At 41.1% G+C, this 23,702-nt stretch carries 22 protein-coding genes and 3 tRNA genes; 10 read left to right on the top strand and 15 right to left on the bottom strand.

Annotation, left to right across the window (positions count from 1 at the left end; all coding sequences use genetic code 11):
- Nucleotides 1-33 precede the first annotated feature (33 nt).
- The 4 genes from AC25Y5_RS17925 to AC25Y5_RS17910 all read right to left on the bottom strand — a co-directional run bounded on the left by AC25Y5_RS17925 (nucleotide 34) and on the right by AC25Y5_RS17910 (nucleotide 3,626).
- Nucleotides 34-1,542 (bottom strand): coproporphyrinogen III oxidase, encoded by a 1,509-nt coding sequence (locus AC25Y5_RS17925; protein ID WP_488141472.1) that lies wholly within the window; start codon nucleotides 1,540-1,542, stop codon nucleotides 34-36.
- A 111-nt stretch (nucleotides 1,543-1,653) separates the two neighbouring features.
- Nucleotides 1,654-2,001 carry a YlbF/YmcA family competence regulator gene (locus AC25Y5_RS17920; protein WP_482103265.1) on the bottom strand — a complete coding sequence of 116 codons (348 nt, stop codon included), beginning with the start codon at nucleotides 1,999-2,001 and terminating at the stop codon, nucleotides 1,654-1,656.
- Between the two features lie 11 nt (nucleotides 2,002-2,012).
- Entirely contained in the window at nucleotides 2,013-3,185 is a 1,173-nt protein-coding gene (locus AC25Y5_RS17915) for a DUF445 domain-containing protein (protein WP_488141471.1), read from the bottom strand.
- A 51-nt stretch (nucleotides 3,186-3,236) separates the two neighbouring features.
- Entirely contained in the window at nucleotides 3,237-3,626 is a 390-nt protein-coding gene (locus tag AC25Y5_RS17910; RefSeq protein ID WP_488141470.1) for a ferritin-like domain-containing protein, read from the bottom strand.
- Nucleotides 3,627-3,695: 69 nt separating this feature from the next.
- Here AC25Y5_RS17910 and AC25Y5_RS17905 point away from each other — a divergent pair, with 69 nt between their 5' ends.
- Together AC25Y5_RS17905 and AC25Y5_RS17900 are read left to right on the top strand one after the other, a co-directional pair.
- Nucleotides 3,696-3,899 (top strand): YheE family protein, encoded by a 204-nt coding sequence (locus AC25Y5_RS17905; RefSeq protein ID WP_488141469.1) that lies wholly within the window; start codon nucleotides 3,696-3,698, stop codon nucleotides 3,897-3,899.
- 52 nt (nucleotides 3,900-3,951) lie between these two features.
- Nucleotides 3,952-4,104 carry a hypothetical protein gene (locus AC25Y5_RS17900; protein ID WP_482103261.1) on the top strand — a complete coding sequence of 51 codons (153 nt, stop codon included), beginning with the start codon at nucleotides 3,952-3,954 and terminating at the stop codon, nucleotides 4,102-4,104.
- 96 nt (nucleotides 4,105-4,200) lie between these two features.
- Here the strand turns inward: AC25Y5_RS17900 and AC25Y5_RS17895 are convergent, their stop codons facing one another.
- Together AC25Y5_RS17895 and AC25Y5_RS17890 are read right to left on the bottom strand one after the other, a co-directional pair.
- Entirely contained in the window at nucleotides 4,201-5,955 is a 1,755-nt protein-coding gene (locus AC25Y5_RS17895) for an ABC transporter ATP-binding protein (RefSeq protein ID WP_488141468.1), read from the bottom strand.
- Nucleotide 5,956: 1 nt separating this feature from the next.
- Nucleotides 5,957-7,696, bottom strand: coding sequence for an ABC transporter ATP-binding protein (locus AC25Y5_RS17890; protein ID WP_488141467.1), 1,740 nt, complete (start codon nucleotides 7,694-7,696; stop codon nucleotides 5,957-5,959).
- A gap of 1,244 nt (nucleotides 7,697-8,940) precedes the next feature.
- Here AC25Y5_RS17890 and AC25Y5_RS17885 point away from each other — a divergent pair.
- From AC25Y5_RS17885 to rsgA, 3 genes are all read left to right on the top strand, one after another.
- Nucleotides 8,941-10,278 carry a hemolysin family protein gene (locus AC25Y5_RS17885; protein WP_488141466.1) on the top strand — a complete coding sequence of 446 codons (1,338 nt, stop codon included), beginning with the start codon at nucleotides 8,941-8,943 and terminating at the stop codon, nucleotides 10,276-10,278.
- 635 nt (nucleotides 10,279-10,913) lie between these two features.
- Nucleotides 10,914-12,188, top strand: a complete 1,275-nt coding sequence (locus AC25Y5_RS17880) for an Nramp family divalent metal transporter (protein ID WP_488141465.1) — start codon at nucleotides 10,914-10,916, stop codon at nucleotides 12,186-12,188.
- Nucleotides 12,189-12,631: 443 nt separating this feature from the next.
- On the top strand, nucleotides 12,632-13,711 hold the full coding sequence (rsgA, locus tag AC25Y5_RS17875; protein ID WP_488141478.1) for a ribosome small subunit-dependent GTPase A: 1,080 nt from the start codon (nucleotides 12,632-12,634) through the stop codon (nucleotides 13,709-13,711).
- Between the two features lie 60 nt (nucleotides 13,712-13,771).
- Here rsgA and AC25Y5_RS17870 read toward each other — a convergent pair whose 3' ends face one another.
- A complete protein-coding gene (locus AC25Y5_RS17870) occupies nucleotides 13,772-15,316 on the bottom strand; it encodes a GNAT family N-acetyltransferase (RefSeq protein WP_482103256.1) in 1,545 nt (514 codons plus the stop codon).
- 132 nt (nucleotides 15,317-15,448) lie between these two features.
- On the opposite strand from AC25Y5_RS17870, the gene AC25Y5_RS17865 reads away from it, so the two are divergent.
- From AC25Y5_RS17865 to AC25Y5_RS17855, 3 genes are read left to right on the top strand one after another with little or no spacing between them, the layout of a single operon-like run.
- Complete coding sequence (locus AC25Y5_RS17865; RefSeq protein WP_482103255.1) at nucleotides 15,449-15,874, top strand: disulfide oxidoreductase; 426 nt, start codon at nucleotides 15,449-15,451, stop codon at nucleotides 15,872-15,874.
- A 1-nt stretch (nucleotide 15,875) separates the two neighbouring features.
- Entirely contained in the window at nucleotides 15,876-16,355 is a 480-nt protein-coding gene (locus AC25Y5_RS17860) for a thioredoxin family protein (RefSeq protein WP_488141464.1), read from the top strand.
- 27 nt (nucleotides 16,356-16,382) lie between these two features.
- Entirely contained in the window at nucleotides 16,383-17,234 is an 852-nt protein-coding gene (locus AC25Y5_RS17855; RefSeq protein ID WP_488141463.1) for an RluA family pseudouridine synthase, read from the top strand.
- A 95-nt stretch (nucleotides 17,235-17,329) separates the two neighbouring features.
- Here AC25Y5_RS17855 and AC25Y5_RS17850 read toward each other — a convergent pair whose 3' ends face one another.
- The gene (locus tag AC25Y5_RS17850) at nucleotides 17,330-18,154 is read right to left on the bottom strand and encodes an aldo/keto reductase (protein WP_488141462.1); all 825 of its coding nucleotides are present in this window, start codon (nucleotides 18,152-18,154) and stop codon (nucleotides 17,330-17,332) included.
- Between the two features lie 159 nt (nucleotides 18,155-18,313).
- Here AC25Y5_RS17850 and AC25Y5_RS17845 point away from each other — a divergent pair, with 159 nt between their 5' ends.
- A complete protein-coding gene (locus AC25Y5_RS17845; RefSeq protein WP_488141461.1) occupies nucleotides 18,314-19,615 on the top strand; it encodes an NCS2 family permease in 1,302 nt (433 codons plus the stop codon).
- A 37-nt stretch (nucleotides 19,616-19,652) separates the two neighbouring features.
- Here the strand turns inward: AC25Y5_RS17845 and AC25Y5_RS17840 are convergent, their stop codons facing one another.
- The 3 genes from AC25Y5_RS17840 to queG form a co-directional block, all read right to left on the bottom strand.
- Nucleotides 19,653-19,955: a hypothetical protein gene (locus tag AC25Y5_RS17840; protein ID WP_482103250.1), complete on the bottom strand. Its 303-nt coding sequence runs from the start codon at nucleotides 19,953-19,955 to the stop codon at nucleotides 19,653-19,655.
- A gap of 322 nt (nucleotides 19,956-20,277) precedes the next feature.
- Nucleotides 20,278-20,751 (bottom strand): tRNA (uridine(34)/cytosine(34)/5-carboxymethylaminomethyluridine(34)-2'-O)-methyltransferase TrmL, encoded by a 474-nt coding sequence (gene trmL, locus AC25Y5_RS17835; protein ID WP_482103249.1) that lies wholly within the window; start codon nucleotides 20,749-20,751, stop codon nucleotides 20,278-20,280.
- Between the two features lie 17 nt (nucleotides 20,752-20,768).
- Nucleotides 20,769-21,908: a tRNA epoxyqueuosine(34) reductase QueG gene (gene queG, locus AC25Y5_RS17830; protein WP_488141460.1), complete on the bottom strand. Its 1,140-nt coding sequence runs from the start codon at nucleotides 21,906-21,908 to the stop codon at nucleotides 20,769-20,771.
- A gap of 47 nt (nucleotides 21,909-21,955) precedes the next feature.
- Between queG and AC25Y5_RS17825 the strand changes: the two genes are divergently transcribed.
- Nucleotides 21,956-22,657: a B3/B4 domain-containing protein gene (locus AC25Y5_RS17825; RefSeq protein WP_488141459.1), complete on the top strand. Its 702-nt coding sequence runs from the start codon at nucleotides 21,956-21,958 to the stop codon at nucleotides 22,655-22,657.
- A gap of 161 nt (nucleotides 22,658-22,818) precedes the next feature.
- Here the strand turns inward: AC25Y5_RS17825 and AC25Y5_RS17820 are convergent, their stop codons facing one another.
- The 4 genes from AC25Y5_RS17820 to AC25Y5_RS17805 all read right to left on the bottom strand — a co-directional run bounded on the left by AC25Y5_RS17820 (nucleotide 22,819) and on the right by AC25Y5_RS17805 (nucleotide 23,655).
- A complete protein-coding gene (locus AC25Y5_RS17820) occupies nucleotides 22,819-23,271 on the bottom strand; it encodes an SRPBCC family protein (RefSeq protein ID WP_488141458.1) in 453 nt (150 codons plus the stop codon).
- 108 nt (nucleotides 23,272-23,379) lie between these two features.
- A tRNA-Leu gene (locus tag AC25Y5_RS17815) sits at nucleotides 23,380-23,460 on the bottom strand.
- A gap of 38 nt (nucleotides 23,461-23,498) precedes the next feature.
- A tRNA-Cys gene (locus AC25Y5_RS17810) sits at nucleotides 23,499-23,572 on the bottom strand.
- A gap of 8 nt (nucleotides 23,573-23,580) precedes the next feature.
- A tRNA-Gly gene (locus AC25Y5_RS17805) sits at nucleotides 23,581-23,655 on the bottom strand.
- Between the last annotated feature and the right edge of the window lie 47 nt (nucleotides 23,656-23,702).

Raw genomic sequence — 23,702 nt, 5'->3', positions numbered from 1 at the left:
CTTCTTACATTCGATGTTTTTTCTGTAAATCCTTTATTTATTGACAATCTCCGGAAAAATTGAATCTAGATGAGCGAGTTTTTTTTCGATCGACTCTTCATACGTCAGAATATATGCTGCTGGATCTTTCGGATTGTAGAATTGTGTGATTTTCCCTGAGATTGGATCGATGAACTTACTAGAAGCCCCGCATCCAACACCAATGATTGTCTGTACTTCTTCCATAATAATAATATTATAGATACTTTCTTCATTTGGTTTTGCGTATCCGACATTTTCCAAGTTGCCTAAAATGTTTTTTTGGCGGTATAAATAATAAGGTTCATAGCCATTCGCCGCATTCCACTCTTCTCCGAGATGCATCATCTGTTCAACTGTTTCACGGTCCGCTACTTTGTATTTATCTTTATTGCGCGTCATTTCAGAGGCCCGTTTAAATGACAATGTATGAACAGTCAGTGATTCTGGCTGCATCTTTTCAGTCTCAGCTAGTGAATGCCTGAACTCATCCATTCCTTCATTTGGCAAACCAATAATAAGATCCATATTGATATTTTTCATGCCCATGTTACGGGATAACCGAAACTTATCAATTGTTTCTTGGACAGTATGATGACGCCCGATCGCTTTCAATGTTTCATCAGTATACGATTGTGGATTGACACTAATTCGGTCAATACCCCATTTTTTCAGCACATCAATTTTAGCAGGTGTAATCGTGTCAGGACGACCCGCTTCTACGGTGATTTCCCGTACTTTATCCATATTCGGGAATGAAGCATACATGGTTTCATAGAGCGCATCCATTTCTTCCGCTTCTATAGAAGTAGGTGTGCCCCCACCGAAGTAAATCGTAGTAATTTTCGTATCGTGCTCTGTCATCCATTTTCCCATTTCTCGGATTTCATCATGTAATCCGTCTAGGAAAGTTTCAACTCGTCCATTTTTCCGATTAATTGCATAGGCCGGGAATGTGCAATAGGCACATTTCGTTGGACAAAATGGGATTCCGATGTAAATGCTTACTTCATTTCTAAGGTCATGCAGATCAGGTACTGTTCGTAACTGCACATTGGCAATTTTTGCGAGAAGTGCACTTTTTTCACTGGAAAGGCGATGCCGCTTCATCAGCAATTGCTGGGCTTCTTCACTGCTATGTCCTTCAAGGCGATATTTATGATACAGCTTCATGGGACGAATTCCGGTAAGTATTCCCCACGATTGTTGCATTCCTGTTGCCTGTTCAAGCGTTTCAAGAAAGACGTGTGAATAGATTCGTTTCAACTGGCGGGTTATCACTTTTTCATCGTCAGTTTCTTCCATTTCAGAAAACACGGCAGAATATTCTTCGCCTTCCCACGTAAGAATTGCCTTCCCCGAAAGGTGCCCATCAAGCGTCCGCTCCAATGTGAGCTCTGCCAGAATTGCACCCTCTTCGTCTTCGTCAACTATTTTTGACTGTTCAAAGAATAGGTTTGCAAGATGTGTGAACATCCTAATCCAACCCTGTTCATATTTTTCTTTCATAACTATTTTTTGCATTGTGTAAACCCAACTTTCTATTGATAAAGTGAACCCTTTTTGTAGAGGAATATACCATTCATTATAGCAAATTTACGGGGTGAATGAATAAAAACCGGCCGAGGCCGGTTTTTAGATGGATTCGTATAATTGTTGAACTGGTTTCATAAGTACGCGGTTAACTTCTTCAATTAGACCGCTCAAACCCATTTCTGACTCAAGCATTTTCATTATCTTAGGATTTTGCTGTGCAAGCTGTGCCGTTTTTTGCGCATACTCTAGTTCTTCAGCTAGCGGTTCTTCACCAGACATTTGTTTTTCCTGCAGACTCAATTGGATTTTACGGAAACTCTTGAACAATTCAAGTGCGTCTTTATCGGCTTTCACTTCTTCAACCGCTTGTGCTACTTCTTTAAACTCTGCTGTTTGTCTAAGCGTTCCTTCCAACTTGTTTAAATCATCGTAAATATTTACTGTCATTTAAAGTCCCCCTAAGCTAAATTTGTTGCATAGACGATAAGGCCTTGAACAATTCCAATCACACCGCCAAGTAATGCCCCGAGTACGGTAATCATCTTAAATTCCCGTTTCGAAATACCTAGCATGAGATCCTCAAGAACAGCAACCGGAAACGTATCGACTTGCTCCTTAACCATATCATCTATTTTCAATTTGCGGAGCGATATTTCTATTTGTTCTTCTGCTTGTTTGAATGCAAAACTCGTCAACGCTGGTGTCACATTGACAGCTGTCCATTCAGACCCTTCCGGCCAATAATCCCGGATTGTCTTATTCAGCCGGTCTTCCAATACAAGTTCTTCTTTCGCATAAGTTCGAATCGAATCGAACAATCCATTCCAATCAAATCCTGAAAGAAGTTCTTCGACTGGACGTTTTTGAAGCTTTTCCCACTCATTTAGTATAATCGTGTTTACAAGCTCGTAAGTACCTGGAGCTGCGACAAACTTCAATGCTTCCCCTTGCACTTTTCCAACCAGTGATTCCGATTCTCCAAAAAACATGTTTACCATGCTTCCAAGTTTACCTTTGGATGCTAGGAACTCATCAATCATTTTACGGAACATTGCTTTTCCTTCATCCGATTCGAAATATTGTTCCGACCTGCCTAAAATATATGCTGTCACATCCGGAATGCGCCCTGCTGCTTCAACCCGCCACTTTTGCGGTAGCACCTCTTCTACCGATCCCGTCGTCAGTTTTGCACGAACGGCGTTAAGCTGGGTATCGAGTACTTCCAACACTTTCCGCTCTGCTTTAACGGCTACGTTTGTCGCTCCGGCAGTATCGAGCCAATCATTCAACGTTCTATCGGAGAGGAGAATATGTCGCTCCAGTTTTGCCTGTAGAAAATCTTCCGTTTTTTTCTCCATGTCAGGTGTCAACAATTTTTTTCGAAACGTTTCCGGTGTCAATAAATAATTCGTTACTGTCTTGCCAAGTTGCGTTGCCAGTTCGCCACGCCGTTTTGGTATCAAGCCTGGTGTGAATGGCAAGCGCCATTTCCCAATATATTTCGCTTCATGCGGCCTGAATAACATTTTAATCGCCAAATGATTTGTAAGTCCACCGATTAATGCACCAATGAAGGCCATAAATAACAATGTCCATAAAAAGCCCAATTTCTTCACCTTTTCCCGTTTCATTAAGTCCTAATTATAGCAGAACTCAACCCAACGGAAAAATGACAAGCCTTGTTAAAGTGCATTGTACATTGTTGACATACGAATGGCATGCTCCATCTCATCATGCATAGCAATGAATAACGGATTGTAGGCCTGCTGAATAGGAATGGTCAGTAACATTTCTTTATAGGTTTCAACTGCTTCCAACTCATCTACAAGCGCTCGTTGGACACATACCTTCAGGTTATAACAAGGCAAAGGTTTCTTAGGGTTTTGTACAAATGTCCCCGTCATCATATAATAGAGTTGTTGGAACATTTCATAATGGCTTTTTTCATCTTCGTACATATGTGTGAGGAAATCTTGCCAGAGCGGATCATTTGTCATGCCATGCATGGATTTATAAAAATGATAATCTTTGTACTCGCCTTCGATGGCCTGCTTTAATTTATCAACAAACAAGTCAGCACCCTTTCGCTTTCTTTTCTTGATTTTATGCGCTTGGGCGACGTCTTATGAGAGGAGTATTATATGCTACAGCATTTCAGTTACAAACCAATGTTTGAGAATACACAATTGCCAGGATGGACATTTTCATTTTTCTACCACAATTCAAGGTATACGGGTGAATATATGCCTGATGGCGCAATTACTTGGAGCGGAAACACACCCTCTGAAGAAGAAAATCTAAAAAAGATGATTCATGAATTAATGATTTTTCACGTCTACGACTGAATCACGGGAATGTCGGGAATACTACGCTTGATGACGAATAAGGAGGCGCAGTATGAATAAAGAAAAATCCCCCGAAGAGTTGCTCAAAGAAAAGGAACAGTTAAAAGTACAAGATCAGAAAACCGAAAATGTATTTGAAGATAAGAGTCGCGTTCCCAATGAGCAAAACGCTTGGAAAGAAACGCAATATAAAAGAGGCGAATAAGTACAAAACTCCCTGCATATTCGTTGCAGGGAGTTTTGTTTTCATTTCACAATTCTCGTTTTTTTATGCAAAAAAAGCAGGGAGTCCCCCACTCAATTAAGTTTCGATTTGAGTGGAAGTACCCGCCTGCAATTTATACATTTGTGCATACTGCCCGCCTAGAGCGAGCAATTCATCATGTGATCCTTCTTCGACAATCTCTCCGCGATCTAACACTAAAATACGATCTGCGTTTTTAATGGTGGAAAGTCGATGGGCAATAATGAAAGTTGTACGCCCTTTTTTTAGAACGTCCATTGCGTGTTGGATAATTTCTTCTGTTTCCGTGTCAATGTTGGAAGTTGCTTCATCCAGTATAAGAATGGCTGGGTCGAAAGCTAGTGCCCTTGCGAATGAAATTAATTGGCGTTGTCCAGAAGAGAGCGTGCTCCCTTTCTCGACAACTTCCTCGTCAATTCCACTTGGCATATGCTTCAATACGCGTTCCCCGCCGACTGCATCAAGAGACTGCTGCACTTTTTCACGACTGATACGTGAGTCTCCTAGGCTTATGTTAGATTCTACAGTTCCGCTAAATAGATACGGATCCTGCAAAACGATGCCCATATGATCACGGACCGTTTGGCGCGGCATTTCGCTGATATCCATGTCATCAATCGTTATTTTCCCTTTTGATGCATCATAGAAACGAAACAGTAAGTTCATAATCGAACTTTTTCCGGATCCAGTATGGCCGACTAGCGCTACCGTTTCTCCCTGCTTCGCTCCGAACGTAAGATTTTTCAAGACATATTCATCTTCGTTATAGGCGAACCAAACATTTTCAAAACGGACATTTCCACTGTAGCGAGCTATTTTATCATCGCTTACGGGCTCACCAATACGATCCAATAATTTAAATACCCGCTCCGCAGCTACTAGTGAATGCTCCAGGTTCGCGAATTGATTAACGATACCCGTGACAGGATTGAACAGCCTTGTAATGTAATCCACGAATGCATAAAGCATCCCCACTGAGATGACGCTTGTGACAGACATCGATGCGCCGCCAAAATACCAGATGAAGAATACAAACGTTAATGATCGGATAACGTCGACAAGATTATGTGACGTAGCCGCCTCCACTTTCAATAACTTGTTCTGGTAACGGAAATGCTCATCATTCAACTCCTGGAATTCATCTTCCATCTGCTTTTCACGACGGAATGCCTGAATGATTGTCATGCCATTAATTGATTCATTGATCATTGCATTCATATCACTTACTTTTCCACGAATGATATGGTTCACTTTCGAAGCAAACTTCCTATAAGTTTTCATCCAAATATACAAAATGGGTAGGACAAATAAAGTGATGGCACCCATTTTAGGTTCTAAGATAAACATCGCAATGAAAATTCCTAAAATGTACATCCCACTAATCGCAAACTGCGAAACAACTGTTACATAAAGATTACGGATTGCCTCCGTGTCATTTGTAATTCGTGCCACAACTTTACCGGCAGGCAAATTATCAAAGTAACGAATCGGCAATGTCTGAATATGTTCATATAAGTCATTCCGCATTTTTTGAATTATACGGTTAGCTGCTTTTTGCATCAAAAGATATTGAAAATACCTCATAATTGCAGTAACAACAGCTAGCCCGAAAAAGACTGCTAGCAGTTTAAAAATCGGATTAAAATCAATTCCACCACCAGGAGCTCCTGCAATATGTTCATCAATGATTTTCTTAGCAATCATCGGTCCCATCAAATCCGCCGCGACTGCGATCCCTAGAAGGATAAGTCCTGTCATAATTAACTTTTTATAGACTAGTGCATATTTTACTAATCGTTTACCAGTACTCATATTATTCAACCTCCCCAATCTGTTGGCGGTCGAATTGTTCTTTGTACCAGCCGTTCATCCGAAGTAAGTCCTCATGTGTTCCTTCTTCAATCATTCGACCATCATCGAGAACGATTATCCAGTCCGCATGCTGTATGGCAGAAAGTCGGTGCGTTGTAATAATTGTTGTTTTCCCAGCTCGTTCTGCTTGGATATTTTCTATAATTTTTGCTTCCGTTTTTGCATCGACTGCAGAAAGCGAGTCATCTAAAATGAGTATTTCAGGATTTTTCACAAGTGCCCGAGCGATGGAAATTCGTTGCTTCTGTCCCCCCGAAAGTGCGACACCCTTCTCTCCAACAAGCGTTTCAAGTCCTTTAGGAAGCATTTCAAGATCTTTTTCAAAATAAGACAGTCTAATTGTTTCTACAATTTCTGCTTCCGTTGCATCAGGCCGGCCGAATAAAATATTTTCCCTGACCGATCTTGAAAACAGAACATGATCTTGAGGAACATAACCAATCCAATCCCTCACTTGTTTTTTTGTCATGGATTGCAAAGGTACACCTGAGAAGGCAATTTCTCCTTCACCTGGAGGATATTCACGTAATAGTTGTTTGACGAACGTTGTCTTTCCGCTACCTGTTTTCCCAACAATACCAAGCGTGTCACCACGGTTCAAATGAAGTTTTATCGCTTCTAAATTAACCGAATGTGAGGTTGGGTACGTGAACGTAACGTCCCGGAAACCAACACTTTCAGGATGCTCCACTTTTATTGGATGTTCGGGGTCTTTCACATCTTCCGCGCTATCTAGCGTCTCTGTCACACGGTCAAGTGATGCATTGCCGCGTTGAAGGACGTTGATGAGTTCACCGATCGCAAACATCGGCCAAACGATCATTCCGAGATAGACGTTGAAGGTAACGAGTTTTCCGAGCGTCATATCACCAATCGATACGAGATAAGCACCATAACCGAGCCCAATCATATACGTTAGACCTGTCAATACTTTCGAAATTGGCATAAATAGCGCATCAATCTTCTCGACGTGCATATTTTTCTGATATACGTCTTCCGTCATTTCTGCAAATCCTTTTTCAGATGCACGCTCCTGAACGTAGGCACGAACAACCCGGACTCCAGCAACTGCTTCCAAGACGTTATCATTTAAATCACCGAATGCTTGCTGGGCTACCATGTATCTTTCGTGGATTTTCTTTCCTAACACCTGCATGATAAAAGCTAATAGTGGAAGCGGTAAAATTGCAGCAAGCGTTAATTTCCACGAAACGAGAAAACCCATTGTCAGAATGAGCGTCATTAGGTAGAGTGTCGAATCGACAAGCGTCATAATGCCGAAACCCGCTGTCTCAGAAATCGCCCTTAAATCATTGGTCGATCTTGCCATCAAATCGCCTGTCTTATTTTTTTCATAAAACGTTGGGGTCATCCTCAAAAATTGCTGCATGAGTTTCCCGCGTAATTGCCGTTCAATTACATAAGCCCCACCAAACAACTGGTATTGCCAGACGAAGTTACAAGCATAATTGATAATCATGATAAAAATCATAGAAGCTATAAATATAATAAGTAATCTTGCAGTCAAAGATTGCGTATAAATCGAGTCAATCGCTTGACCAATCAGCCACGGGGGGATAACGACTAGAATATTCGTCACCATCAGTAGGAGTAGAGCTACCACGTACCTTTTTCTATTTTCTTTGAAGAACCATTTCAATTTAAATAACACTGAGAACATAATTCAATCTACCTTCTTCCATATTCTCTAACAGCTATCCGCTTTCAAGAGATTCCTTTTTCAATAGTTTCCTTTGCTGTTTGATGATTAACATCCTCAACACTCCTTTTCTATTTTTTTATGAAACACGCAAAGCGTGGTAACACCGATTATTCTGTAAACTTGGAACTAGAAAAGAGCACACGCCTTTTAAAATAAGCGTGTGCTCATAGAAAGGAACGGTATTGCACCGCTCCATATGATATTAGTGACAGATTACTAGTATATGAGTAGGCACGGCTTTTCTATGCAATTGTTTTTAGTCATCATACCTTTTTTCATTTTCCGTACCTCCCTTTCTATTTCGAGTATCTAACTATTCCAGATTAGCATTTCCATTTCCTAGTTGTCAATACCTTTTGAAAATAAGGATAGTTCCTAATAGTGGCACACCGCCAGTTACCCAAACATACTTAATTGAACACTGGGTACCACGTGTCTAGTTGCTCTTGGAATGCTTTGGATTGAACAATTTCTATACAATTATCGAAATTTCTTAGTAAATAGGGATGCGACTTTGTCGCATCCCTATTTACTTTTCTGGTAATCCTATGGTGGCTGTTTATCCGTCGCTTTCCAAAGACACTAGTACAAGTAGTGCCTAAGCCTTTCGGGACGAAAGAATAGATTTCTTTTATAAGGAGAGTGGCGGTCAAAGATATAATTTTGACCGCTGAAGTCTTCTACTAACGTGTCTCTATTTTTATTTAAGGAACTGTTACTTTAAAGCAGAGAATACAATGTTCAGCGTGCAAGAGTGCCCGAAATTGCATCTTCGGGCACTTGCACTCTTTATAGAAAGTCATTTATTCTTTTCTTTCAGAGCTACTGCATTTATCACTTGAATATTGTTGGAACGCGACAGGCGATGAATCGCAACGGTAAAACCAAAAAGAGTGTAGCTAGAAGTGACGAAGTTACTTCTAGCTACACCTGCCCTCGGTAATACTATAGTGATTAATTCGCCGAAAGCGGGCCGGAAATAATCCAGTGTAAAGTGCGGTTTTCAAGCCCCTCTCGCCAACTTTTTCTACTCGTAAATACCAATAGCAGTTCCTGGGTTCCTATAAATATACGCTAGAAAAGCGTAACTAATTGTTTTTTTCTTGTAAATAAATTATCATAGACTTAACTAACGATTTTACTACTATAGGAGGTGTACACTTTGTTCTCCCCCTCATCTGGGTTTGGAACAAAGGATTTACTTGGAAATTGCCATACGATTGACAGCATTTGCTGTCTTGATCGCCCTCACCGCATTTTTTGTTGCGAGTGAATTTGCAATTGTAAAGATTAGAACCACACGGATTGACCAACTGATTGCGGAAGGTAATCCACGTGCAGTTGTTGCGAGAAAAGTGGTCGGTAACCTGGACGAATACTTATCCGCTTGCCAATTGGGTATTACCATTACAGCTCTAGGGCTTGGGATGCTCGGGGAACCTACAGTCAAACTTATGCTGGCTCCTCTTTGGGAAATCTTAGACACTTCGGCTAGCACTTCAAGTATTATTTCATACATTATTGCTTTTTCAATCGTCACATTTTTGCATGTGGTTGTTGGTGAATTGGCGCCAAAATCGATTGCAATACAAAGAGCGGAAGAGATTACTTTAAGTTTTTCAAAACCGCTTATTATATTTTATCGCATCGCCTACCCAATCATCAGAGGAATGAACGGTTCTGCTCAATTCCTTATTAAACTTTTCGGATACAAATCAATGTCCGATTCAGAAGTCGCTCATACTGAAGAAGAACTTCGGATGATTTTGTCCGATAGTTTAAAAAGTGGTGAAATCAATCAGGCTGAATATAAATATGTAAATAAGATTTTTGAATTCGATGATCGAATTGCCAAAGAAATCATGGCTCCTCGAACAGAAATGATCACAATAGAAAAGGACATGACTTTACGTGAAGTGTTCGAAGTAATGGGTGTCGAGCAATATACGCGCTACCCTGTGACAGACGGCGATAAAGACCATATCATCGGTCTCGTCAATATGAAGAACCTTTTAACCGCATTCATTAAAGACCCCGACACTGCGGGTAATCAAGCGGTGACAAGCTATATGCAACCGGTTATACATGTCATTGAGACAATGCCTATCGGAGACTTGCTTCTTAAAATCCAGCGAGAACGGATTCATATGGCAATTTTGATGGATGAGTATGGTGGTACATCCGGTCTTGTAACAATCGAAGACATTCTCGAAGAAATTGTCGGTGATATTCAAGATGAATTTGATATGAACGAAGTACCCGAAATTCAAAACCTCGGAGAAAACCATTATATTTTAGATGCAAAGATTCGGATTGAACATGTAAATGAAATTCTTGGCATTTCGATTGATGAAGAAGATATCGATACAATCGGCGGTTGGTTCATGACACAACGTTTCGAAGCTATACAAGGTGAAAAAATTATCGAACAAGGATTTGAATTCACTGTTAAAGATGTGGAAGGTCATCACATTCTTTACCTGGAAGTTATGAAATTTGAAGAGGAAGAAACCGACGACGATACGGAATTGTCGATGTAATCCTAACTTTAGGTGGTCTCCTTTTTGGAGGCCGCTTTTTTGTTATGTATTTGAGTGTAAGCAAACCAATATTCAGTCCGTTACTTCCTTATCCCTTTCATAACGACACGAAACGCTACAAAATGACGCGATACGACACGTCTCACTTTTTCCTTTTTTGGAACAAAACTACATTTTGCATTTCAAATGCAATAATTTTAGTCCCTTTTCTAAAAACTATGCAAAAATTTGATTGCTAAAATGAAACTCTCAAGTTATAATTACCCTAGTTACACCATTCGTACAATTGTACGTATAACGTACAGCCATTATTCTTTATTTATAACATTTCAGAATTGCAAATTTCCACTAATCTTTGAAAAAGAAATGTAAGGGGTTACATGACTGACTATTTCTTTACAAAGAGCAAGGATAACTTGCACAGATTAACTAGTTACAACCAAAGAGCCACTTATCATGTCACCGGTGGCCAATCATTGCGAAAAATGTCAGTTCTACACTTATTACTGATTTTGCATGATTAAAACGAACAATTTGGCATCGCGACACTTTGTGTTGGTGGAGGTCAAGAAAAGTCAGTTAGAATCCCTTCAGTCATGATCGGTTCTTTCACTACAAACTTAGGGGGTATTTTTATGACAACGCAGCTTGATCAACAACTTCTTCCACCAAAAACGATTGGGGAAAAATTGAGAAATATCGGTCCAGGGATTGTTGTTGCAGCTACTGGGGCAGGAACAGCGGATTTAATCACTTCGCTTGTAATCGGGACTCAATTTGGAATGACATTTGTTTGGGCCGTAATCGTCGGTTCTATTTTGAAGTATTTTTTGAACGAAGGCGTTGGAAGATGGTCCTTGGCAACTGGCAGAACCATCTTAGACGGATGGCAGCAGCTAGGAAGTTGGGCTACTGGTTATTTCGGGGGTTATTCGATTATTTGGGGCTTCGTCTACGGCGCTGCCGCATCTTCAACAGCCGGAATGGCGATGCATGCTATGTTCCCTATCATGCCAATTTGGGCATGGGCTATCATACACGCGGTCGGCGGTTTTATCTTAATTTGGTTTGGTCGCTATCTACTCTTTGAAAAAGTTATGACTGTCTTAATTGGCGTCATGTTCGTTACGATAATCGGAACAGCAGCCCTTTTCTTACCGAGTTTCGGTGAATTTGCATTCGGCTTAGTACCTCGTGCTCCGCAAGGTTCCTTTATTCTCATGCTCGGTTTAATTGGCGGTGTGGGTGGAACGATCACAATGGCTTCTTATGGGTATTGGTTAAGTGAAAAAGGCTGGAAAGGAAAACAGTGGATTCCAGCAATGCGAACGGATGCAAAAATCGCTTATACCCTGACTGGTCTTTTCACATTAGCTGGACTTATCATAGGTGCACAGTTTTTAGCCGGAACGGGCGTCAGCATTCGAGATGATGAAGGATTGGTTAAATTAGCGGGTATGCTTGGAGCTGAGTTCGGAACTCCAATGAAATGGATGTTCCTAGTCGCATTCTGGTCCGCAGCCTATTCATCACTTCTTGGTGTATGGAATGGCGTGCCTTATCTGTTTGCTGATTTTGTGAAAACTGTACGTAAAAAGAAACAACCCGGGAAACAAGAAGTGTCCGTAAAAGATCCTGCTTACCGATTTTATTTGATTTGGCTGACATTCCCTCCATTGATTTTAATGTATTTCGGAAAGCCTGTTGAACTCATTATTCTATACGGCGCATTAGGAGCTCTGTTCATGCCGTTTTTGGCAGCTTCATTGCTATTCCTATTGAATTCGAAAAAGGTGGAAAAAGAATCAAGAAACAAATGGGTGCCAAACACAGTCTTGATTGGTTGTCTTATCATGTTTGGATACCTTGGTGTGCAAGAACTGACTAAACTAATTATGAGATTTATTTAAAAGAGACTAGTAAGTTAAATGAGGCTGTCCAGAAAGTCAGTACAATGACTTGTTGGACAGCCTTTTGGTTTTCTGTCAAAATTAATCCCAAAACATCTTCGCTAAGAGGCAAATTTAGTGTGACCTGTTTGGAATGTGTTGTTAAATTTAGGAAAAGTGTTTTCTTCTATTAAGTAGAGTGAAAAGTCTGCATTGACTTACTTCTTTCATTTTGTTATTATTAATTCATCTTACAGAGAGCAGGTGAAGTTTTATGGCTATTTTAAATGTACCTAATGTAAATTTGATCGGACCCATACTTTCACCTGCCGTGCTTTTTTAGTAAGCATGCTTCTTCTGTTATGCGCGTGAAAGCCGTGGTGTCCGATCAGGACCTACGGCTTTTTTATTGTTTAGCGCTCTGCGCTTTTCTAGCATGCACATAATAGGAGGAAAACAAGTTGATTAACTTAAACGAGTACGGTTGGAATATATCCCACGAAGCTAATTGGGCAAAATTAAATGAAAACGCAAAAATGAATAAATACGTCCCTGGGCGTGTCACACTTGAACATAAGAGGATGTATCGCGTTGTTACAACTGAAGGTGAATGGCTTTCTGTTTGTTCAGGGACGATGCAATATGTTGCTGATGATCGACGGGACTTCCCTGCTGTCGGTGATTGGGTTGCGGTTGAAAAGATGCCAGGTGAGGAACGGGGCATCATTCATGCCATTTTACCTCGCACTTCACTGTTCTCCAGAAAAGCGGCGGGTTCAACAATTATCGAACAGATTATAGCAGTCAATATTGATATTGTTTTTCTGGTTATGTCGATGAATAAAGATTTCAATCCACGTCGATTAGAACGGTATCTGGTTGCTGCCTATGATTCAGGTGCAAGCCCTGTTGTTGTTTTAACAAAAAAAGACGTTTGCGATAACCCATCACATTATATAGAAGAAGCACGTAATATTGCACTGGGTGCCGATGTTTTTGCAGTGAGTAACGTCACGGGTGAGGGTATTGAAGAACTGACGACACTATTAGTAGGCGGTAAAACTGCTGCGCTATTAGGCTCCTCTGGCGTTGGTAAATCCTCACTAACAAATGCCATTTGTGGCGGTCAAACAATGGTTGTACAAGATATTCGCGATGATGACGACAAAGGGCGGCATACAACGACACATCGTGAACTTGTTAAAATTCCTGGCGGTGGTGTACTTATCGATACGCCTGGAATGAGAGAGTTCCAGCTCTGGGATAATGGCGAGAGCTTGGATTCAGGTTTCAAAGACGTGGAAACATTTGCAGACGCATGTAAATTCAACGATTGCCAACATAACAATGAACCCGGATGCGCTGTACAGGAAGCACTTGCTACCGGCGCTTTACCCGAAGACCGCTATGCAAGCTATTTGAAGCTTCAAAAAGAATTAGCATTCCTCGAGCGCAAAATGAACACCGCCGCTCAAGCTGAAGAACGGAATAAGTGGAAAAAGATTACGAAAAGCATGCGGAATCATCCTTCCAAGAAGAATTAATTCAACAAAAAAAGCGCCACGCACACCGGATTTCTCGGAATGCGTGGCGCTTTTCAACTATTAATCCTTCTTATACTCAATATGATACACGTCATGCCTTCTATCTTTCAATTGCTTAACAGTTCCATCTTGACGCTGACGGCGTAATATCTCAAGGTCGACATCTCCGATAAGAACCATTTCCAAGTTAGCATTCGTTTCACCGACGATGCCATCACGGGCAAATTCGAAATCGGATGGTGCGAATATGGCTGATTGCGCATATTGGATGTCCATATTTTCCGTTTGTGGCAAGTTGCCGACTGTCCCTGATATCACGGTATAAATTTGATTTTCAATGGCACGGGCTTGTGCACAATAACGTACGCGTAAATAACCTTGGCGGTCTTCAGTACAGAATGGTGTGAAAATAATATTAGCCCCCATATCGGTCGCAATACGTGCGAGTTCCGGGAATTCGATATCATAGCAAATCTGAATCGCGATTTTCCCACAGTCCGTATCAAACACGCGCACCGCATCACCTGCACTAATCCCCCACCATTTTCGTTCATTTGGCGTAATGTGAATCTTATATTGTTTTTCAATTGAACCGTCACGACGGAACAAGTAGGAGATGTTATAGATTTCTTCATTCTCTTCTTCTACAAAGTGGGATCCACCGATAATATTCACGTTGTAACGCACCGCTAAGTTCATAAACATCTCAATGTATTGTGGTGTATACTCTGTCATTTTACGAACCGCTTGGCTCGGTGATACTTCATCCATAAAGGACATGAGCTGAGTCGTAAATATTTCCGGAAAAACCACGAAATCAGAATTGGCATCCGAAGCGACGTCCACGAAGTATTCACACTGATGAGCCATCTCTTCAAACGAATTGATTTTACGCATTAAATATTGAACAACACAAATACGGACGGGATAACTCGTTTTGAAATGTCGTTTTGTCAGTGGTTTATAATCAACATTATTCCATTCCATAAGTGTTGCATATTTCTTAGATGCTTTATCATCCGGTAAATAATTCGGATTAACCCGCATCAACGTAAAGTCGTTCATCAACTGAAAAGTTAGTACAGGGTCATAGATTTTATGGCGTGACACAGAATCCACATATTCTCGTGGGGACATTTCATCCGCAAATTTATGATAGTTCGGAATACGCCCTCCGAGGATAATCGACTTCAAGTTGAGCTCTCTTGCAAGCTCCTTACGCGCTTCATACAAACGCTGACCGACTTTCATACGTCGATAGTCCGGATGAACCATCACTTCAATACCGTACATATTATAACCGTCGGGATTATGATTGGTTATATACCCTTCATCTGTTACATCATCCCATGTGTGACGGTCGTCATACTCGTCGAAGTTGATAATTAGACTCGAACAAGAACCTATGATTTCTCCATCCAACTCAGCAATTAGCTGTCCTTCTGGAAACTTCTCCAAATGACTTTTCAGATGACCTTCTTCCCATGGATCCATACCCGGAAAACACAGTTCCTGCATACCTAAAAGCTTCTTTATATCCTCAAATTTCATCTGACGGATAATCATACTTATTTCAAAATTGGACAAATCAAATTCCTCACTCACCTGAAACACCTCTTCCAAACCTGTTTGTATTCATTATATCGCAGTGTCCCGTCAGTTAATAATATTTTACTTGATTCACTTCACGCTCTATAATCAAACATGTATGAAGTTACTAAAGCGGGAGTTGAAACTATGCAAAAACGAATGGAAAACAGTCTAATTCTTATTTGGACAGTTTCGCTGGTGGCAACACTCGGTTCGTTATACTTTTCGGTAGTAAAAGGGTATGAACCATGTACCTTATGTTGGTACCAGCGGATCCTGATGTACCCTATCGTACTCATTTCAGGTATTGCCCTTTTCCAAAAAAATGCAAAGATTGCTTTAACCACAGCAGTTTTTTCTATTATTGGAGGCAGCATTTCTTTATATCATTATGGACTCCAAAAAATTAGTTTCTTGGGCGACAGTGCGCCGACATGTGGAAATGTTTCTTGCACCGGGCAATACATAAACTACCTAGGATTCATCACTATTCCTTTTTTGGCGTTAACAGCATTTTTAATTATCTTAATCACAAGCCTTTTCATGTTAAAATGGCAGAAGGAGTCGAAGTAATTTGAAAAAACTATTGATTATCGGCGGAGTTATTATTGCTATTTTCATTCTAATTGTCGTCTTAGCGAACAAAGCAAATGAAACAAAATTGAAAGACAATCCTTATGATACAGACAATCTCGCGAAATCAACCATTGATTTGATTGGCAATGAAAACTATAGCAATATAGTACAACCAGATGAACTTTTCAAAAAAATCGAAGCTGGTGAATCAGTTACTGCTTACTATTTCCATCCCGAATGTCAATATTGCATAGCAATGACGCCCGTAATGATGCCAATCGCCAAGGAAATGAATGTCAATGTGCAACAATTTAACATGCTAGAATATGGAGATAAAGTAGGAATGAATACAGACTACAAAATCGAATCTTGGCCAGCACTTGTCCATTATGAGAATGGAAAAGAAGTTGGACGAATGCTTGGTGGACAACCAGAGGAAAATATTCGTGCGTTTTTCAATGAATTCGAAGGAAAATAATGAATACGTGTAGGAAGGTTGATTTGGATGACGTTATTTCATTATAAGACAACAGAAGACAATATGACGGTCGAGCATCTGCTCAAGGATAAATGGCAGGGTGGGAAAAAGACAGTCCATTTAATGCGAATGGGGAAAAGTGTACTAGACTCAACTGGCGAGCCTGTCGATGATTGGCGGGAGCCCCTCGTTTCTGGTACAGAGTTGGTTTTCACTTTTCCCGACGCAGCATCAACATACGTTCCTGACGAAGAAGTCGACGTAACTGTGTTATTCGAAGACGAACATATCCTCGCAGTCGTAAAGCCCGCCGGCATTTCAACCCATCCCGATGGACCGCATGAAACCGGTACGCTGATGAACGCTGTCATGGCGTATATAAAAAGCAATGGCGGTAAATATGCTGAGCATATCCATCGTCTCGATAAAGGTACTTCCGGTGTCGTCCTTATTGCGAAGCATCCAATTGCGAAAGCACTTTTCGACCGGATGATTGAGAATAACGACATCAGCAGAAAATACATTGCAGAAGTAGACGGATACTTGAAAAGGCCTAAAGGTTCAATCAGACTGCCTATCGGACGCGATCGACATCATCCAGCGAAACGTTTGGTCTCAACGTCAGGACAATCTGCTGTTACAAACTTTCGACTCATTGAGCGAAAAGAAGATACGTCCATTGTTGAAGCTGAACTGGAAACAGGACGTACACATCAGATTCGTGTGCACTTGTCTCATCTTGGACATCCCGTTAAAGGCGATACATTATACGATGGCAGTGAAACGGAAGATGGCAATTATCGATTAACTGCAGCTGCAGTATCGTTCATCCATCCATTTACAGAGCAACAGACACTAGTTGAAATGAAAGATATGTAAAAAATGCCATGGAGGGTGTTTCTCCATGGCATTTCTTTTTGTATTAAAAGGTCAATTGACAGATGCCAATCTCAAAACGCTCGTCCATTTTCAACTTAATAAGTATCCGGATCAGTTCCCGTTCGTTCGTCGAGATTCAGTGCATTAATCGAATCCATCTCTTCAGGCCTTAGTTCAAAATCGGCAACTTCACTATTCTCCCGAATTCGTTCAGGCGTCACTGATTTGGGTATGACGATAAGATTATTCTGCAGATGCCAACGAATAATTACTTGTGCAGCGGTTTTATCGTATTGTTCACCAATTTGAAGAAGTGTTGGTTCCATAAGCAATTTCCCACGTGCTAGCGGAGACCAAGACGTGACAGCAATGTCGTTCTCTTTACAAAACATACGTAGCGGTCCCTGCGTCAGACGTGGATGAAGTTCAATCTGATTTACCATTGGTGCAACATTCGCTTTAACGAGTATTTTTTCAAGATGATGTTTGTGATGATTGGAAACACCCGTTGCACGAATGAGCTTCTCGTCATATAGTCGTTCGATTGCTTTATATGTATCCGTGTATTTTCCAGTGATTGGCCAATGTGTTAAATAGAGATCCAAATATTCTAAGTCCAATTTCTTTAAAGAAGTCTCAAACGCACGCAATGTATCATCATATCCTTGATCAGTATTCCAAACTTTTGATGTAATGAACAGCTCTTCTCTTGGAACTCCGGAATGTCGAACCGCTTCTCCTGTTTCTCTTTCATTGTCATAGATGGCTGCTGTATCGATTGCACGGTATCCAGTTTCGATTGCATAGGCAATTGCTTCGACCGTCTGCTCGTGTTCTGTCATTTTATATACACCAAGACCTAATTGTGGCATTTCCACACCATTTCCAAGCTCAAGTGTTCCAGTAAATCGTTTTGACATTGTGTATTTCCCCTTTCTAACCTTTATACTACTAATTGTACAAGCGTCATTCGAATAGTACGAATTCCCTGATTAAAAGTCAGAGTTGAATTTAATTGTAAAAACGAATATTATTGTAATTGAACCTCATTTCGTTCGTATTTTGAAAGGAGAATTACGTTGTTCCATTTAAAAAAGAATAATACCACAGTAAAAACTGAACTATTAGCCGGTATGACTACTTTTTTAACAATGGCTTATATCGTCATTGTTAACCCCATTATACTTGCTGACGCAGGTGTACCGTTCGAACAAGTATTCATTGCGACGATTATCGCGGCTGTTGTTGGTACACTCTGGATGGCCCTTTTCGCCAACTATCCAATTGCGATTGCTCCAGGGATGGGATTGAACGCTTATTTCACATCTATTATTCTTGCCTCTGATGGACAACTCGATTATATGACCGCTTTTTCCGCAGTTTTCATTGCTGGACTATTATTTGTTCTCTTATCCCTGACATCTTTCCGTGAAAAATTGATCGAATCCATTCCCGAGAGCTTGAAACTGGGAATTACGGCCGGGATAGGATTATTCATTGCCTTTATCGGTTTACGGCTCTCCGGACTCGTTGCTCCACATGAAGCGAATCTTGTTAAGCTTGGCGACCTCACCTCACCACCGGTTCTCCTTGCTTTATTCGGCCTTCTAGTTACGATAATTCTTATGACGCTGAATATCTATGGCTCGATTTTCATCGGAATGATTTTGACGGGAATTGTCGCAGCATTTACAGGTCAGCTTAAATTTGAAGGCGCTTTATGGAAAATGCCACATTTACCTGAGGGTATTTTAGTCTGGAATCCCATTACGGCAGTCGGGGATGTTATCTCACACGGTTTGTATGGTGTCGTCTTTGCCTTCCTTATCGTGACCTTGTTCGATACAACTGGTACGATGATTGGCGTTGCAAAACAGGCTGGCCTGATGAAAGGAAACAAGCTACCACGTGCACGTCATGCATTACTTGCAGATTCTATTGCAACGACATTCGGCTCCATGTTTGGAACGAGCCCTACATCAGCTTACATTGAATCTTCCTCTGGCGTAGCAGTAGGTGGCCGGACAGGTTTGACAACACTGACAGTGTCAATTCTATTCCTTGTCGCGGCATTTTTTGGTCCGCTCGTTAGTTCGTTATCGAGTGTCTCAGCGATAACCGCTCCTGCTTTAATCATTGTCGGAAGTCTGATGATTGGCGCTGTCAAAGATGTAGACTGGGATTCTTTCGATGAAGCATTCCCGGCATTTTTAGTTATTCTGACGATGCCGCTCACTTCAAGCATTGCGACAGGTATTGCACTAGGCTTCATCACCTACCCGCTTTTAAAAGTTGTTAAGGGGAAAGGGAAACAAGTTCCTGTGCTGTTGTATATTTTCGCAGTACTGTTCACCTATCAACTGTTCTTTTTACCACATTAAAAAATGCGCTTCCGTTTTTAGGCGGAAGCGCATTTTCTTATATATTTACTCTGCGGCTAGAAGTGATTGCCGATAGTAAGAGCGCTCCTGCAGTCAGTAGGTGCATGAACCAGCCTATGAGTGGGATGGCACTCACTACGCTTGTTACAAGACCTAGGATCGATGCAGACTTGCCTTGCATCTCACGGATTGAAAGAATTAACGTAATTGCGTGTAGTACAAACATGACGACAAGCGCCGAATAGCCAGTACCTATGACAAAAGCTCCCCCAATGAGTGGAATTGCGAGAAACCCTTCAGCAATTGCTGTCACCCATTTCATTCCTGTAGAATAATTCATATATATCTTACCTCCATATCGTTTTAGTCGTTATGTTATATACGGACAAGCGAACAAAAAGTTTCACTATTCTCTGCTCTGTCACAATTTTTCCAGACGGTCGTTTCAATTCCAATAAAAATAGGGTATACTTAATAAAGCTACTAATGAATTTACAGGAGGTACCTATCATGACAGTAATTCTAATTATAGGTGTTTGCTTCGCATTCCTATCTGCAATTTTTACAGGTGGATACGATGATAAGCCTGGTAAAGTTAAGATACCTGGTCAAAGAAAATAATGATTAATACACGGGACATGCCTTCTGGCTGTCCCGTTTTTTCATGCCAGTCCTGGATAATTTTGCTGTCTAAGTGCTTCATAAATTAGAATAGCAGCAGCATTCGACAAATTGAGTGACCGTATATTATCATTCATTGGAATCCTAAGACATCTATCTTCGTTTTCACGTAAAACGTCATCAGGTAGTCCGCTCGTCTCTTTTCCAAAGACGAAAAATATATCTTGTGAAACATTTGAATAATCAAAGGCAGTATGAGCTTTGTCTCCATGCTTCGTCAAAAAATAAAACAGGGCATCGGGATTTTCTGCAAATAGTTCACGGATTCCTTCATGATACGTAATATCTACATGTTCCCAGTAATCGAGCCCCGCCCGTTTCAACATTTTATCATCTGTCGAAAAACCGAGCGGCTTGATAAGATGCAATTTTGTTCCTGTTCCCGCGCATGTCCGTGCAATATTCCCTGTGTTTGCAGGAATGAGCGGTTCAAATAATGCTACATGTATTGCCATTTCAACACTTCCTCCACTTAAACTCTTTCTTTCCAGCTATTTGCCGCCTTTTCTAATTCAGCGCGCACTTCCGGATCTTCCTCTTTCAATAATGCTTCCTTAATAGCTACATGTCCTTCTTCCAAACCAATTCGACCAAGTGCCCAAGCAATCGTACCACGAATGACGGGTCTTGGATCATTCTCTAGCATACTGATTAATTCAGGTACCGCAGACGCCTCCTTGAAATGCGCGAGTGCAATGATCGCATTTCGTTGAATCGGATTTTTTCCGCGCCAAGATCCTGATACATGGCCAAACTTCTCTTTAAATTCACGATTCGACAACTTAAGAATCGGCTGAAGAAGTGGCTTAGCCAGTTCAGGGTCCGGTCGGAAAGCGTGCTGATGCAAATTATGCTTTCCTTTATTTTTCGGACATACCGTTTGACATGTATCACACCCGTACACTCGATTACCAAACTCCATCCGAAATTCTTCCGGGATTGGGAGTTTCGACTGTGTTAGGAAAGCAATGCAACGCTGCGCATTTAACTGCCCTCCTTGAATCAAAGCACCCGTTGGACATACGTCAAGACAGAGTCTACATTCCCCGCATTCATCTTCCATCGGAACGTCTGGCGCAAACGGGATATTCGTGATCATTTCACCTAGGTATACATATGAACCAAACTCAGGTGTAATAATTGAACAGTTTTTTGCAGACCATCCGATGCCCGCCCGTTCCGCAACTGCACGATCAGATAGTTCCCCAGTATCGACCATAGACTTTACTCTCGCGTCGGGTACTTGTCCCAATATAAATTCTTCAAGAAGTTTCAACTTCTCCCGTAAAACCGTATGATAATCCGTGCCCCAGGATGCACGGCAAAAGATTCCTCGTCTCTCCCCTTTTTTCCCTTTCGGTGAATCAGCCATTTTGGATGGATACGCTATAGCTATTGAAATGATACTCTCTGCTTGATCTAGCAGAAGTCCAGGTTCAGTCCTTTTGTCTAAATCTTTTTCCTCAAAACCCGACTGAAAGCCAAGTTCTTGCTGGCGCTTCAAGCGGTTTTTCAATTCACGAAATGGTGCGGCTGTTGTAAAACCGATTTTATCAATCCCAATCGACTCCGCATAAGCCCTCACCAACTGTTGCACTAGAACAGCATTCACACTGTATCACCTCCACTATGCTACTATTGAATTAAACTATATAAAGGGTGAATTTATTGAATATTAAATTAGCGAAAGACCTATTAGAAGCCGTGCCCGATTTAAAATTAGGCATTAACCATTATACCAAAATTACAGTGTCAGAATCGCCTCAAATGCTAAAAGGAAAATTGCAATTATTCCAAGAGCAACTTTTCTTTGAACTTGAGGATAAATCTATTACTGATTTACCCCCTATTAAGGAATGGCGTACGATATGGAAAACACTTGGCGCAGATCCAAATCGCTACCGCAATTCTTCAGAAGCACTTATGCGTCGGATCAAACAGGAAAACTTCATTAAGCCATTCCATAATGCCGTGGACTTAAACAACTTCCTATCCTTGCAGCATTCAATTCCAATGGGCATCTATGATTTCCAAAAAATCGTCGGTGATGTATTGGTTACGACAGGTACCAACGATGATGGATATGATGGGCTAAATGGCCGTTTCAATTCGTTAAAAGACATTATACTCTTGAAAGATGATTATAGCTCATTTGGAAGTCCCTATGTCGATTCAATCCGAACAGCAGTAACTGAAGAAACGACTGAAGCATTGCATATCTACTTTCTACGCCCATCCATGGATGCGGCTAAAGCTTTTGAACTGACGAGAGCATGTGGAAATATGTTCACAAGCCTTAGCGGCGGAGACGTTCGTTCTTACGTTTTGCACGAGGGACAAACTTCTATTGCAGTAGTCTAATAATGTCTCTGATTCAATGAGTAAAATATGACTGATTGTATCCGTAGATTTTGAATTGATTTAATTGAGTTTTATCGGATAAATAATCCCTCTATATTTCCTCAAAATTAACCGCTCCCCTTCGCTTAGGTAAGGGGAGCGGTTAATTTGAATCCATCAGATCACAAACTTTCTGCAATGTCTTTCAAAGCAATTGCACGGCTAACTATGAAATTCCTCATATAACTTTCCAAAAACAACTTATCTGCAATAACACCAATCGGTCCAATAGGTGATTTATATAGAAAGCGATCAATCATAAGAGTCCCATTATCCTTTTCAATGAACTCATGAATGTGCGTAAAAGAATGAAATGCACCTTGCACCATTACATCCTCGAACAAATAAGGTCTATTCATTATTGTTATTTTTGCAGTAAGCCTTTGCTTTATACCAAAATGAACAGCTTCCCATGTGACTATATCCCCAGCCGACAATAATCCCGTCGTAACGCCACCCACGGCTTTTTCTTTCGTGCCCTCTGTTGTACGAGTATGAATATCCACATCGCGTGCAAGATCAAAGCAGCGTTCTATAGGGGCATGAATGAACTGCTGGTGTTCTATTAAAGGCATATTGATTCCTCCAGCCGATTTTCTACCAATCACTTTAGAAAAACCATACCACAGTAGTTAAAAGTAAGCATAAAAAAACACAACCGAAGTTGTGTTTTTTCCATATGATACCCGAGGCCGGACTTGAACCGGCACGCCTCGCGGCATCGCATTTTGAGTGCGACGTGTCTGCCATTCCACCACTCGGGCATAGTAATATTCATTTTCCATACAGTAGTAATAAAATATGGAGGCGGCAACCGGAATCGAACCGGTGGTAAGGGTGTTGCAGACCCATGCCTTACCGCTTGGCTATGCCGCCGTAGAAAATGGAGCGGAAGACGGGATTCGAACCCGCGACCCCGACCTTGGCAAGGTCGTATTCTACCACTGAACTACTTCCGCAAAACTGGGGTAGCTGGATTCGAACCAACGAGTAACGGAGTCAAAGT

This window comes from Sporosarcina sp. Y1011 (genome assembly GCF_057669885.1).
This window is presented reverse-complemented; position numbering and strand designations above follow the sequence as displayed.

Excerpts from the sequence above, each read along its gene's own strand:
- AC25Y5_RS17925 (WP_488141472.1), bottom strand. The coding sequence starts at position 1,542 with ATGCAAAAAATAGTTATGAAAGAAAAATATGAACAGGGTTGGATTAGG.
- AC25Y5_RS17920 (WP_482103265.1), bottom strand. The coding sequence starts at position 2,001 with ATGACAGTAAATATTTACGATGATTTAAACAAGTTGGAAGGAACGCTT.
- AC25Y5_RS17915 (WP_488141471.1), bottom strand. The coding sequence starts at position 3,185 with ATGAAACGGGAAAAGGTGAAGAAATTGGGCTTTTTATGGACATTGTTA.
- AC25Y5_RS17905 (WP_488141469.1), top strand. The coding sequence starts at position 3,696 with ATGCTACAGCATTTCAGTTACAAACCAATGTTTGAGAATACACAATTG.
- AC25Y5_RS17900 (WP_482103261.1), top strand. The coding sequence starts at position 3,952 with ATGAATAAAGAAAAATCCCCCGAAGAGTTGCTCAAAGAAAAGGAACAG.
- AC25Y5_RS17895 (WP_488141468.1), bottom strand. The coding sequence starts at position 5,955 with ATGAGTACTGGTAAACGATTAGTAAAATATGCACTAGTCTATAAAAAG.
- AC25Y5_RS17890 (WP_488141467.1), bottom strand. The coding sequence starts at position 7,696 with ATGTTCTCAGTGTTATTTAAATTGAAATGGTTCTTCAAAGAAAATAGA.
- AC25Y5_RS17880 (WP_488141465.1), top strand. The coding sequence starts at position 10,914 with ATGACAACGCAGCTTGATCAACAACTTCTTCCACCAAAAACGATTGGG.
- AC25Y5_RS17865 (WP_482103255.1), top strand. The coding sequence starts at position 15,449 with ATGCAAAAACGAATGGAAAACAGTCTAATTCTTATTTGGACAGTTTCG.
- AC25Y5_RS17855 (WP_488141463.1), top strand. The coding sequence starts at position 16,383 with ATGACGTTATTTCATTATAAGACAACAGAAGACAATATGACGGTCGAG.
- AC25Y5_RS17850 (WP_488141462.1), bottom strand. The coding sequence starts at position 18,154 with ATGTCAAAACGATTTACTGGAACACTTGAGCTTGGAAATGGTGTGGAA.
- AC25Y5_RS17840 (WP_482103250.1), bottom strand. The coding sequence starts at position 19,955 with ATGAATTATTCTACAGGAATGAAATGGGTGACAGCAATTGCTGAAGGG.
- trmL (WP_482103249.1), bottom strand. The coding sequence starts at position 20,751 with ATGGCAATACATGTAGCATTATTTGAACCGCTCATTCCTGCAAACACA.
- AC25Y5_RS17820 (WP_488141458.1), bottom strand. The coding sequence starts at position 23,271 with ATGCCTTTAATAGAACACCAGCAGTTCATTCATGCCCCTATAGAACGC.